The 11,278-nt window shown below is 74.0% G+C and carries 10 protein-coding genes and 1 tRNA gene; 7 read left to right on the top strand and 4 right to left on the bottom strand.

From position 1 onward, the window contains the following. Positions 1-72 precede the first annotated feature (72 nt). The 3 genes from ACF0H8_RS02910 to ACF0H8_RS02920 form a co-directional block, all read right to left on the bottom strand. Positions 73-1,719: an NAD-dependent epimerase/dehydratase family protein gene (locus ACF0H8_RS02910; protein ID WP_395287492.1), complete on the bottom strand. Its 1,647-nt coding sequence runs from the start codon at positions 1,717-1,719 to the stop codon at positions 73-75. Beyond that, positions 1,716-3,035, bottom strand: a complete 1,320-nt coding sequence (locus ACF0H8_RS02915) for a zinc-dependent alcohol dehydrogenase (RefSeq protein WP_395287493.1) — start codon at positions 3,033-3,035, stop codon at positions 1,716-1,718. The genes ACF0H8_RS02910 and ACF0H8_RS02915 overlap by 4 nt, the downstream gene beginning before the upstream one ends. A 73-nt stretch (positions 3,036-3,108) precedes the next feature. After that, positions 3,109-3,261: a hypothetical protein gene (locus ACF0H8_RS02920; RefSeq protein ID WP_395287494.1), complete on the bottom strand. Its 153-nt coding sequence runs from the start codon at positions 3,259-3,261 to the stop codon at positions 3,109-3,111. 168 nt (positions 3,262-3,429) lie between these two features. Between ACF0H8_RS02920 and ACF0H8_RS02925 the strand changes: the two genes are divergently transcribed. Then, entirely contained in the window at positions 3,430-4,569 is a 1,140-nt protein-coding gene (locus ACF0H8_RS02925; RefSeq protein WP_395287495.1) for a PQQ-dependent sugar dehydrogenase, read from the top strand. Positions 4,570-5,135: 566 nt separating this feature from the next. Here the strand turns inward: ACF0H8_RS02925 and ACF0H8_RS02930 are convergent. After that, positions 5,136-6,188 carry a YihY/virulence factor BrkB family protein gene (locus ACF0H8_RS02930; RefSeq protein ID WP_395287496.1) on the bottom strand — a complete coding sequence of 351 codons (1,053 nt, stop codon included), beginning with the start codon at positions 6,186-6,188 and terminating at the stop codon, positions 5,136-5,138. 361 nt (positions 6,189-6,549) lie between these two features. Between ACF0H8_RS02930 and ACF0H8_RS02935 the strand changes: the two genes are divergently transcribed. The 6 genes from ACF0H8_RS02935 to ACF0H8_RS02960 all read left to right on the top strand — a co-directional run bounded on the left by ACF0H8_RS02935 (position 6,550) and on the right by ACF0H8_RS02960 (position 11,247). Continuing rightward, positions 6,550-7,431, top strand: a complete 882-nt coding sequence (locus tag ACF0H8_RS02935; RefSeq protein WP_395287497.1) for a manganese catalase family protein — start codon at positions 6,550-6,552, stop codon at positions 7,429-7,431. A 79-nt stretch (positions 7,432-7,510) separates the two neighbouring features. Beyond that, complete coding sequence (locus ACF0H8_RS02940; RefSeq protein WP_395287498.1) at positions 7,511-8,254, top strand: MBL fold metallo-hydrolase; 744 nt, start codon at positions 7,511-7,513, stop codon at positions 8,252-8,254. Then, a complete protein-coding gene (locus ACF0H8_RS02945) occupies positions 8,251-8,802 on the top strand; it encodes a hypothetical protein (RefSeq protein ID WP_395287499.1) in 552 nt (183 codons plus the stop codon). The genes ACF0H8_RS02940 and ACF0H8_RS02945 overlap by 4 nt, the downstream gene beginning before the upstream one ends. Further along, positions 8,799-9,788, top strand: coding sequence for a glycosyltransferase family 2 protein (locus tag ACF0H8_RS02950; RefSeq protein WP_395287500.1), 990 nt, complete (start codon positions 8,799-8,801; stop codon positions 9,786-9,788). The genes ACF0H8_RS02945 and ACF0H8_RS02950 overlap by 4 nt, the downstream gene beginning before the upstream one ends. Beyond that, entirely contained in the window at positions 9,785-10,759 is a 975-nt protein-coding gene (locus tag ACF0H8_RS02955; RefSeq protein ID WP_395287501.1) for a UDP-glucuronic acid decarboxylase family protein, read from the top strand. Before ACF0H8_RS02950 ends, ACF0H8_RS02955 begins: the two co-directional genes overlap by 4 nt. A gap of 411 nt (positions 10,760-11,170) precedes the next feature. After that, positions 11,171-11,247, top strand: a tRNA-Met gene (locus tag ACF0H8_RS02960). Positions 11,248-11,278: the final 31 nt, after the last annotated feature.

The following is an 11,278-nucleotide window of genomic DNA, read 5'->3' on the forward strand; positions in this document are numbered from 1 at the left end:
AGGTGGCCGCCCTGCTGCGGGCCGCGCCGGAGCGGTCGGCACGGACCAGATCGGCGCCCTCGCCGGTAGACGTCACTCGCTGGTGGCGCCGACCTCCCTGTCCTCGTGGAAGGCCTGACGGCGGGCAGTCTCGTGCAGCTCCTCGAGGCGCGCCTGGAAGCCCCGGGCGTCCTCGGCGAGCTCCTCGAAGCGCTCCCGGGGCAGCTGGATGTCCTCGGAGAGGTCAATGAGCGTCTGCCACAGCCCGAGCTGGCCGGCGACGGCGCTGCGCATCAGCTCCAGCTCGAGCAGCACGCTGAGCGGCGAGCGGGTGAGGACCCGCCCGTTCAGCTTCAGCCGGCCGAGGTGCTCGGCCGCCCAGGCGGCCGCCTGCCGGTACGGGCGCTTACGGAGTCCGAGCGCCTCGATGACCGCCTCCAGGGCGTCGCGCGCCTCGCCGATCTCCCTGGCGAGCTGTCCCAGCTCCGGGCCGAGCGTCGTGTCGGCGTAGGCGCGGGCCATCCGCTGGATGCGGTTGAGCCCGCCGGTGGCGCCGGTGAGGTGGTCCGAGAGGTACAGCCCGAGCAGGTCGGCGTCCAGGTGCGGGGGAACGTGGGCGGCCATGACGTCTCCTGGGGTCGCGCGGTCGCGGTGCCGGCCGGCGACCTCGCCGGCGTCGTGGAACTGCTTGTCGTGCGGGCGCATGGTGGGGCTCCGGGTGCCGTCCTTGTGCACCATGCCCAGCAGCATCTCGCGCAGCGTCTCCTCGGCGCCGTGCCGCGGGCGCCAGTCGAGCACGGTCCGCGCGCGCGTGGTGTCCATCAGCGGCACGCCGAGGCCCATGTCCAGCCAGCCGGCGTCGGAGGCCAACGCCTTGCTCTCCCACGCGAGCCAGAACAGGGGCCGGACGAGGCGGGGCGGCACCTGCACCACCCGCCCGTGGTCCAGGATCCGCGCGAGGTCGCCGGCCCACAGGACCTCGTCCGCGGCGACGTTGAAGGCGCCGCCGGCGCGCTGCAGCACCGCCCGCAGGTAGGCCTGCGCGGCGTCGTCGGCGTGGAGAACCTGCAGCCGGAGCCCCCGGGGCAGCGGCAGCACGGGGAGGGCGCCGGGGCGCAGCAGCGGCAATGGCACCCACCGGCCCAGGAAGTAGCGCACCACCTGCGCGCCGGCGGCGGCCTGGAAGACCAGCGCGGTGCGCATCCGGGTGACGACCACCTCCGGGTGGGCCACCTCGAAGGCGTCCAGCACGCGCTCCTGGGCGGCCTTGTCCACGCTGTAGTGCGAGGAGCGGATCCCGCCCGTGCGCCAGGTCTCGTCGCGGGGGAGGTCGTCGTCGGCGGGGGAGTACGCGCCCCAGGAGGAGGCGCACACGAGCTGGCCCACGCCCGCCCGGGCGCAGGCGAGCGCGACCCGGCGGGTGCCGTCGACGTTGACCCGGCGCAGCTTCTCGCGGTCGTGGTTGGGCTGGAGGATCCACGCGAGGTGGATGACGGCGTCGTACCCGGTCAGGGCGCGGGTCAGGCGCGCGACGACCGCCTCCTCGGCGGCGTCGTCCGGGGCCTCCGCGCCGATGTCCAGGGCGGTCCACTCGGCGGCGTCGTAGGGGGGCGCCAGCGCCCCGCGGTCCGGGACGCGGCGCGCGATGCCGAGGACGGCGGTGATCGAGGGCTCGTCGGCCAGCGCCCTCAGCACCGCCGTCCCGACGTTGCCGGAGGCCCCGACGACGGCGACCCTCATGGGCGTTCGGCCTCCGTGGCCGGGCCCGCCCCCTCGGGCTCGCCGGGCCGCACGTCGGCGGCGGTCGCCGCCGCGATCTCGGCCTCGGTGGCCGCCGGCACCGGCGGCGCGGCGGGCGCGGCCGGGTCGAGCACCACCTTGATGAAGCCGTCCTGCTTCTTCTGGAACTTCTCGTAGGCGGACGGCGCCTCCTCCAGGGGCAGCCGGTGGGTCTCCAGGTCGAGCACGCCGAGCGGGTCGGCGCCGTCGGTGACCAGCGGCATGAGGTCGTCCAGCCAGCGCCGCACGTTGGCCTGGCCCATCCGGACCGTGACCTGCTTGTCGAACAGCTCCATCATCGGCATGGGGTCCACCGCCCCGCCGTACACCCCCGAGAGGGAGATGGTGCCGCCGCGGCGCACGGTGGCGATGGCCAGGTGCAGGGCGGCGAGCCGGTCGACTCCCAGCTTCTTGATCATCGGCCGCGCCAGGGCGTCGGGCAGCAGCCCGGCGCCGGCCTGCAGGGCCTTGGCGACGCCGGAGCCGAGCGCGCCGTGCGCCTCCATGCCCACGGCGTCGATGACGCTGTCCGGGCCGCGTCCCTGGGTGAGCCCGCGGACGGTGTCCGGCAGGTCCTCCACCTCGCGCACGTCGAGGGTGTCGATCCCGTGCCGGCGGGCCATCGCGAGGCGCTCGGGCACCAGGTCCACGCCGATGACCTGGCCCGCGCCGCGGTGCCGCGCGATGCGCGCGCTCATCTGCCCGATGGGCCCCAGCCCCAGGACGACGACGTTCCCGCCCGGCGGGACGTCGGCGTACTCCACCGCCTGCCAGGAGGTCGGCAGCACGTCGGAGAGGTAGAGGTAGCGCTCGTCCGGCTCGCCGTCGTCCGGCACGGGGATCGGGCCGTACTGGGCCTGCGGCACGCGCAGGTACTCCGCCTGCCCGCCGGGCACCTGGCCGTAGAGCTTGGTGTAGCCGAACAGCGCGCCGCCCTTGTCGTGCTCGTGGACCTGCGTGGTCTCGCACTGCGACTGCAGCCCGTGCCGGCACATCCAGCAGTGCCCGCAGGAGATGTTGAAGGGGATGACGACGCGGTCACCGGGCCGGATGTGGGTGACCTCGGGCCCTACCTCCTGGACGATGCCCATGGGCTCGTGCCCAAGGACGTCGCCGGGGTCGATGAACGCGCCCAGGACGCTGTACAGGTGCAGGTCGGAGCCGCAGATGGCCGTCGAGGTGATCTTGACGATCGCGTCGGTCGGCTCAACCAGCTCCGGGTCCGGGACGTTCTCGACCCGGACGTCCTCCTTGCCCTGCCAGGTCAGTGCGCGCACGTACTTCCTCCTCGTCGGTCCTCCGGCGCCGCTGTCAGCCGCCCAGGCACGGGGGCACGGGGCGGCCTGGGCGTCAGGCGTGGCCCTCCGCGATCTCGTCCTCCTCGCCCTCGGCCTGGTCCCGCTGCTCGGCGGGCTCGCGGGACTCGAGGCTCTCCGGGTCGGCGTCGGGGTCCTTGGAGGGGTCGTAGGGCTGCTCGCTGGGGTTCGTCGTGTTCTCGCTCATGCGTCCAACCGTGGCACCGGGCCCCGGCGCCCGCATCCGGTGACGTGGCGGCGGACGGGGTCATGCGGCGCGGTGCTGCCCGCGCTCGCCCCCGCGGTGGTGCCGATCAGGCGGGGATGCGGACGACGATCCGGCCGCGCGTCCGGTGCCGCGCCGCCACAATGGGGCATGGCCCGGGGAGCGTGCCTGCTCGCCGCCGTGCTGGTGCTCGGCGCCTGCACGGGCGGCCCCTCCACGCCTGCGACGTCCCCGTCGCCTTCCCCGTCACCGACCGGCCCTGCAGCGGCGCCCGAGCAGCCGGCACCGGCTCCGGCGCCGCCGGCGCCCACGCCCGCGTGGCCGGACGCCTCCGGCGGGCCCGTCGTCGTCGCCGAGGGGCTGGACGTGCCGTGGGGCCTGGCCTTCCTGCCCGACGGGTCGGCACTGGTGACGCTGCGGGACTCGGGCGAGGTGGTGCAGGTGCGGGCGGGCGCCGCGCCGCGCGTCGTCGGCACCGTTCCCGGTGTGGTCCCCGGCGGGGAGGGCGGCCTGCTGGGGATCGCCGTCTCACCCGGCTTCGCCCAGGACCGCCGCGTCTTCGTCTACCTCTCCGCGGCCACGGACAATCGTGTGCTGCGCATGCGGCTCGACGGCGAGCTGGTGCCCGACCGGGTGGTCGTCGAGGGCATCCCCCGCGCGGGCAACCACAACGGCGGACGGCTGGCCTTCGGCCCCGACGGCTTCCTCTACGTGACCACGGGGGACGCGCAGCGGCCGGCGAACGCCCAGGACCGCGCGTCCCTGGGCGGGAAGATCCTGCGGGTCGACGCCGACGGCGCCCCGGCGCCGGGCAATCCGTTCGGCTCGGCGGTGTGGTCCCTCGGCCACCGCAACGTCCAGGGTCTCGACTGGGCGGACGACGGCACGATGTACGCCAGCGAGTTCGGGCAGAACACCTGGGACGAGCTCAACGTCATCACGCCCGGCGCCAACTACGGATGGCCGGACGTCGAGGGCAGCGGCGACGTGGCCGGCTACACGGACCCCGTGGCGCAGTGGCGCACCGGCGACGCCTCGCCGTCGGGGATCGCCGTCGCCGGTGACGCGGTCTACCTGGCGGCGTTGCGTGGCGAGGCGCTGTGGCGGGTGCCGCGAGGAGGCGGGGAGCCGCAGCGGTTGCTGCACGAGGCTTACGGGCGGCTGCGGGCCGTGGAGACCGACGGCACCGGCAACCTGTGGGTGCTGACCTCCAACACGTTCCGCGGCGAACCCCGGCCGGGCGACGACCAGGTGGTCGTTCTCGATCCCGCCACCCTCGGCGAGGGCTGAGGCGCCGGCCGGACGCCGGCCGCACGCCGGCCGGACCGCTTCCTGGAACCGCGGCGTCGCTTTCCCGGCGGCGTTGCATTTCGCAGGCATGTCAGGAATCTGGAACTGATGACAGCAGGGCGCGCGTCGATTCAGCTTCTCGTCCGACACTTCCGCGGCACCGATGCCGCTCTTTCGCGGCACCAATGCCACTGCCGAGCCGCCAATGCCACTGCCGCGTCACCGATGCCACTGCCGCGTCACCAATGCGGCTTTGTTGGCACCCTGCCGACCAGCCGACGATTCGCCGCAAAGGCGTCGGGCGGATCACTCACTGCCGGAACTGCTGGGGGCGCGGATGGCCCCCGAAAGGCGATCGACGAGTAGGGGCGATGTGAAACGGCGCGGGCGAAGTGGTGACCCCATCAGCGTGCTGATCGAGCGACGATGACGGGATTCTGCTGCGGCGTCAGCATGTCTGACACCACCCGAGCAGAGAGGTGGCACCGGATGCGGGCCTTATGTCCGGTGGTGTGGGAGGGGCCGGGCGACCCGGCCCCCTACCCGATCGTCCGCGGGTTCCTGGATCAGCGGTTGGCCTCGTCGGGGTGGCTCTCGAAGTGCTCGCGCAACTCGCGGCCGCGCGCGATGTCCTCGCGCTCCTTCTTCGCCTTCTTGTCGCTCACGCGGGTGTCGCGCGGCGGGAGCTGGACGGTCTCCTCCGCCTTGATCCCGGCCTGAAGCTGCCGGCCGCGCTCGAGCTCGGCGTCGAACTCCGCGCCGAACAGCAGGGCGAGGTTCGTGACCCACAGCAGCAGCAGGAAGATGATGACGCCGGCCAGCGCGCCGTAGGTCGCGGAGTAGCTCCCGAACTTGGATGCATAGAAGCTGAAGCCCAGGATCGCCAGCCCGGCGACGACGATGGCGATGATCGCGCCGAGGCTGATCCAGCGGAACTTCAGCTGCTTCACATTGGGCGTCACGTAGTACAGCAGGGCGATCACCACGACGATGATGACCAGCAGCACCGGCCACTTGGCGATGTTCCACACCGTCAGCGCCAGTGGGCCGAGCCCGATGACGTCTCCGATCGCCTGGGCGATGGGCCCGCTGACCACGAGCAGCAGCGCGGCGACCGCGACCAGCACCAGCAGCAGCGCGGTCAGGCCGTACATCACCGGTCGGAGCTTCCAGATCGGCCGGCCCTCGCGGACCTCGTACATGCGGTTCATCGCCCGGCCGAAGGCGTTGACGTAGTTCGACGCGCTCCACAGGGCGACAAGCAGACCGATGAGGAGGCCGAGACCGGGCGCCGGTGCCGTGGTGAGCTGCTCGATCACCGGTTGCAGGGTCGACATGGCGTCGTCTGGAATGCGTCCCTCGAACAGGCGAAGGATGGCGTTGGTGGTCTGCTCCGCCTGCCCGACCAGGCTGAGGATGGATACGAGCGCGATGAGGGCAGGGAACATCGACAGCACGGCGTAGTAGGTCAGTGCCGCGGCGAGGTCGGTGCACTCGTCGTCCATGAACTCGCGGAAGGTCTTGCGAAGCACGTAGCCCCAGGACGGCTTGCGGAGGTCGGTGGGGGAGTCCGGCTTGCCCGGATGCTCCTCGTGCGGGGCCTCTTGGGTGCGGGACATCGTGCGCCTCCTCCTCGGGCAGTCCGGGCCGGGCCGGCTGCTGGTCTCGTGTCCGCCGTTCCGCCGTTCCGCCGTTCCGCCGTTCCGCCGTCGCGGCGTCCGCGGCGCTGGCGTCAGCGTGTGCCCGACCGGAGGGAACGGCAACTCGGCGGCCGGCCGGGCCGGCCAGGCCTGGCGAGGGTGCCGGGCGGGGCCCGGGCGACATGGTCGGCGTCGGCTCATTCCGGATGCGACCGGCCGTGAGCCGTGCCACGGTGGCGGCGAACGTCGTCGGCGGGTGACGCCGTACCGGCCGGAGCGATCCGGCGCCGCGATGACAGCAACCGAGCACCGGGGGCCGCGCGCTCCCCGAGGGGGTCCGATGTTCTTCCACAAGCAGGAGCTGCAGTTCAAGGCCACGCCCGACAAGCCGGACGCGGTCTACGCGCGCAAGCTCCAGGAGGTGCTGGGCGGGCAGTACGGCGAGATCACCGTCGCCATGCAGTACGCCTTCCAGGGCTGGAACATGCACGTGCCGGGCAAGTACCGGGACCTGGTGTTCGGGATCGGCGCCGAGGAGTTCGGGCACGTCGAGATGCTGGCGACGATGATCGCCCAGCTGCTGGAGAAGGCGCCGCTAGGGATCACCGACGACGCCGTCCAGAGCGACCCGACCGTGGCCGCCGTCATCGGCGGCATGGACGTGCAGCACGCGATCGTGGCGGGCGCCGGGGCCCGGCCGGTGGACTCCAACGGCAACCCCTGGCAGGGCTCCTACATCACCGCCAGCGGCAACCTGCTGGCCGACTTCACGGCCAACGCGAACGCCGAGATGCAGGGCCGCCTGCAGGTGGCGCGGCTGTACCACATGACCGACGACTCAGGCGTGCGTGACATGCTCGGCTTCCTGCTCGCCCGCGACACCATGCACCAGAACATGTGGCTGCGGGCCGTGGAGGAGCTGAAGGAGGAGGGCGCGGAGAAGCTGCCCGTGCCGAGCAACTTCCCGCAGAAGAAGGAGCACACGGAGGTCTCCTACCAGTACCTGAACTTCTCCGACGGCGAGAAGGCCAAGGAGGGCGGCTGGGCCAGCGGGCCGAGCGTCGACGGCAACGGTGAGTTCAGCTACCACGACGGCCCCACCACCACGGCGCCGATGCCGCCGCCCACCCGCGTGGACGCCCGCTACTACGGGACGACGGACCTGCCCAACGCCGTCGAGAAGATCGCGGGCACGGTGCAGGACAAGCTCCACAGGGAGTGACCCCTCCGCGCCGGACCTGAAAGACGCCCGGCGGGCACCGGCCTCTCGCGGCCGGTGCCCGCCCATGGAAGGGAGAGCGATGCTGCAGCGGGACGTCGCCGACGGGGTGCACCAGGTCGAGCACGCCCACGTCAACTGCTACCTCGTCGAGGACGACGACGGCGTGACGCTCGTCGACGCGGGCCTGCCGGCCTTCTGGCCGTTGCTGGGTCAGGCGCTTCGCGAGATAGGCCGGCGTCCCAGCGACGTGCGGGCGCTGGTCATCACGCACGGCCACTTCGACCACGTCGGCATCGCCCGGCGGCTGCAGCAGCGCCTGGGCGTGCCGGTGTGGGCGCACGAGAAGGAGCACCACCTCGTCGCCCACCCCTACCGGTACGCGCACGAGAACCTTCGCGGCATCTACCCCCTGCGGTACCCGCGTGGCGCCGTCATCCTCGGCGCCATGGCCAGGGCCGGCGCCCTCACCGTGCGGGGGGCGACCGCGACGCACCAGCTCTCGCCCACGGCCATGGTGGACGTGCCGGGGCAGCCGCGGGTGGTGTTCACCCCCGGCCACACCTACGGGCACTGCGCCCTGCATCTGCCCGGCCGCCGGGCGCTGCTCACCGGCGATGCCCTGGTCACGCTCGACCCGTACACCGGCCACACGGGCCCGCGGATCATTGCCGGGGCCGCCACCGCCGACTCGGAGATGGCCCTGCGCTCCCTCGACGCGCTCGCCGCGACCGACGCGGACGTGGTGCTGCCCGGCCACGGCGAGGTGTGGAGGTCCGGTGCCGCCGCGGCGGTGGAGCACGCCCGTGCGGCAGGGTCCGCATGACCAGACCGCTCGCGGCTGACGCCCGGCCGCTGACCCGGCTCGGACTCGCCGGGCTCGGGGCGCACGTCTTCTACGAGCTCGCCGCCGGCGTGGGGATGCCGGGGGCCTCGGTGATCGGTCCCGTCCCCGCCGCCGGGCTGTGGGCGGCGGCCACGGTCGGTGGCATGCGAGCGGCCAGGCGCTGGCCGCCGGAGCGCGACGCCGCCTTCGCCGCCGTCAACGGCCTGGGGCTCGCCGCCGTCCTGGGCCACCTCGGCGGCTGGCCGCACCGGCGCACGCGCCTGGGCCTGCCCTGGCTGACCAGCTGCGAGGGCATGGGTCCCGAGCGGATGCCCGGGTACAACGCGATCCTGTACGTCTCCGGTGCCGCCACCGCCCTCGCGCTGCTCACGGAGAACCGGGCCGCCGGTGCGCGCTGGGCGCTGGCCAGCGTGGCGCTGGCGCCGGTGCTGTCGCCTCTCCAGCACGGCGAGCACCGCCGGCTCGTGCGGCGGGCGCGGCAACGACCGGGGTGGGCCACCCGCCGGCTGGTGCGGGAGGCGGCGTGAGCGACGTCGAGGACCCGGACGTGACGATCGTCGTCGCCAGCCGCAACCGCCGCGACGAGCTGGTGGCGAGCCTGGCGCGGCACCGCGCCCCGGTGGTCTACGTGGACAACGCCTCCACGGACGGCAGCGTGGAGGCGGTGCGGGCGGCGCACCCGGACGTCGGGATCGTCGAGCTGCCCCGGAACGTGGGCGCCTACGCGCGCACCCTCGGCGTGCGCCGCGCCACGACGCCGTACGTGGCCTTCGCCGACGACGACTCCTGGTGGGCGCCCGGGGCCCTGGCCGCCGCCGCGCAGGCCCTGCGGGACCACCCGCGCCTCGCCGTCGTCAACGGCCGGATCCTCGTCGGCCCCGACGAGCGGCTCGACCCGGTGTGCGAGGAGATGGCCGCCTCACCGCTGCCCTCCCCGCCCGGCACCCCGGGAGCCGCCCTGCTCGGCTTCGTCGCCTGCGCCGTCATGGTCCGCGTGGAGGCCTTCACGGCCGCCGGCGGCTTCGACCCGGTGGTGCGGTTCCCCGGTGAGGAGGAGCGCCTGGCGCTGGACCTGGCCTCGGCCGGCTGGGCGATGAGCTACCTCGACGACGTGGCCGTGCACCACCACCCCTCGCCCCGGCGGCACGCCCCCGAGGAGCGGCGGCGGGCGATCACCCGGTCCAGCGTGCTCACCGGCTTCCTGCGGCTGCCGTGGCCCCGCGCCGCCGCCCGCGCGAGCCGCGCCGTCACGGCCGGCGGCCCCGAGCGCGCCGGGGCGCTGGCGGCCCTGCGGGAGCTGCCCACCGCGCTCCGTCACCGGCGCGTCGTGCCCGGCCGGGTGCTGGCCCGGCTGGACCTGCTGGAGGCGGGCGCGACGACGCCTCCCGCGGCCGCGCACCCGGGACCCGTCACCGACGACGGGACACCTGCCGCCGCGCACGGGGCGCCAGTCACCGCCGGCGGCGGGACCGTCGCCGCCGGGCCCGCGGCCGACGAGGGAGGACACGGATGAGGACGCTTCACGACGCCTCCGGCTCGGCCGGACGCGCGGTCGTCACGGGCGGTGCCGGGTTCCTGGGCAGCCACCTGTGCGAGACCCTGCTCGGCCGCGGGTGGGAGGTGGTGTGCCTGGACAACTTCCTGACCGGCACGCCGGCGAACGTCGCCCACCTCCTGGGGCGGCCAGGCTTCGAGCTGGTGCACTGCGACGTCACCGAGAACACGCACGTGCGCGGCGCGGTGGACCTCGTCCTGCACTTCGCCTCCCCGGCCTCGCCCGTGGACTACCTCGAGCTGCCCATCGAGACCCTGCGCGTGGGGTCGGTGGGCACCGAGCGTGCGCTGGTGCTCGCCCGCGACAAGGGGGCGCGCTTCGTGCTCGCCTCGACCTCCGAGGTCTACGGCGACCCGCAGGTGCACCCGCAGCCGGAGACCTACTGGGGCCACGTGAACCCCATCGGGCCGCGGGGCGTCTACGACGAGGCCAAGCGCTACGCCGAGGCGCTGGTCACCGCCTACCGGTCCTCCCACGGCGTCGACACCGGGATCGTGCGCATCTTCAACACCTACGGCCCCCGCATGCGGCCGTACGACGGCCGGGCGATCCCCACCTTCATCCGGCAGGCCCTCGCGGGTGAGCCGCTGACCGTGGCGGGGGACGGCAGCCAGACCCGCTCCGTCTGCTACGTCGACGACCTGGTGGCAGGGGTCCTCGCGCTCGCGGGCAGCGGGCACCCCGGCCCGGTGAACATCGGGAACCCGGAAGAGCGGTCGGTGCTGCGGATCGCCGAGGACGTCATCGCGGCGACGGGCTCGCGCTCGACCATCGAGCTCGTCCCGCGCCCCACGGACGACCCCGAGGTGCGCCGCCCGGACACCACCCTCGCGCGCGGGCAGCTGGGCTGGGAGCCGGAGGTGTCGTGGAAGCACGGGCTCGGCCGGACCGTGGAGTGGTTCCGCAAGGCCCTGTCCGAGTCGGCGTAGCCGGGTCCCGCCCGGGCCTAGGAGGGCGGATGCTGAGGGGACGAAGACGGCGGCCCTGTACCGGTGCGCCGGGGCGAGGTGGGATGACGGCGCCCCGCGGCGGTGGAGGTGCGCCCGGCGACACGGCCCGCCGTCGACGTCATGGGCGGCGGGAACGGCACTCGGCGTGTCATGGCCGACCTGGTCCCGGCGTGGCGAGGGCGCGCGGACCCGTCCCCCGGGGGGAGGACACCGTGGAGGAGTGGGGCGCCCTCCTGGCCGTGGCCGCGCTGGGCCCTGCAGGCGCGCGGACCCGAGGTGGGCACGCGGGATCACCGGCCGGAGGGAATACCCGCCGACCGGAGTGTGACGGACCGCATGGCCCCTCGGGGTGTCACCCGAGCCCCTGGCGTCGTAACGTTGAAGGCACGACGCGGGGTGGAGCAGTTCGGTAGCTCGCCGGGCTCATAACCCGGAGGTCGCAGGTTCAAATCCTGCCCCCGCTACCACCTGAGGCCCGGACCGCATGCGGTCCGGGCC

This window comes from Georgenia sp. AZ-5 (genome assembly GCF_043952095.1).
Lineage (GTDB): Bacteria > Actinomycetota > Actinomycetes > Actinomycetales > Actinomycetaceae > Georgenia.